Genomic DNA, 1,078 nt, shown 5'->3' with positions numbered 1-1,078 from the left:
TTCCTTTACAAAGGTACAGGTGCCAATTTTTACAGATCAGTCGGAAAAAGTACTGGACATTGTAAAAGCATTAAATAAAAGTGAGAGTTTTTCGTTTGTTCCCTATTCAAAAGAAGAAGTGGAGGAACAGTTGGATAAAGGAAAAACAGATATAGGAGTTTCATTAAGCCAAGACACTTATACGATTTTGCGCATCGCCGAAACTTCTAATGCATTAATGGTCCAAAATTATCTTCATACCTATTATACTAATATGCTAAAGGAACAAGCGCTGATAAATGGAGCAGCGAATAAACAAGAAGCAGAGATAGTTCTGGCTAATAATAAGGAAAATCCAATGATTCCTGTATCAAAGGAACAAGCGCTAACAGAAAAGGAGAATAATTACAGTCAGTCCTTGCAGTCGTTATTTGGGTTTACTTTATTTTTCTGCATCTATACTGTCTCTTTTACTGTTGTAGAAATATTGAGAGATAAGCAAAACGGCATATGGGATCGCTTTATCCTATCCTCTACATCGAAAGCTCAAATATATTTTGGACATTTATTATTCAGCTTTTTAGTAGGATATGTACAAATAATAATGATCTTTCTTCTCTTTAGATATGGATTAAATATTGATTTTAATGGACATTTTTATTTGGTATATGTATTAATCATTCCCTATTTATTTTCTATTGTGGCATTAACGATTCTTCTTACAGGCTTAGTGAAAACAGCAAGTCAGTTCAATGCTGTTATTCCATTGGTGTCGGTTAGTTTTGCTATGCTTGGAGGAGCTTATTGGCCAATCGAAATTGTCACATCCAAAGTAATGATTCTTTTATCAAAATTTATTCCGATTACTTATGGGATGGAGCTATTAAAAAAAGGCATTCTTGAAAAGACATCTTGGATTGAAATCGCCATACCAGCAGGAGTTCTTTGTTTAATGGGAACGATTATGTTGGGAATCGGCATACAACTCATTGAAAAAAGACATGTTTAGCAATAAAGGCAAACCTTCCATCAGTAGGGGACTCCATCCTACTGATGGAGGGCACTGAAAAAGTCTAGTTCTCCAAATTAAATGAGGTTT

Annotated in this window: 1 protein-coding gene; it reads left to right on the top strand. The window is 34.4% G+C overall.

All coding sequences use genetic code 11. The features are described 5' to 3' along the window. A partial coding sequence (locus tag ADJ83_RS01355; RefSeq protein ID WP_048716576.1) for an ABC transporter permease occupies positions 1 to 988 on the top strand: 988 nt, incomplete at its 5' end. Between the last annotated feature and the right edge of the window lie 90 nt (positions 989 to 1,078).

The organism is Bacillus sp. 522_BSPC, assembly GCF_001076885.1.
Taxonomy (GTDB): Bacteria; Bacillota; Bacilli; order Bacillales; family Cytobacillaceae; genus Niallia; species Niallia hominis.
This window is presented reverse-complemented; position numbering and strand designations above follow the sequence as displayed.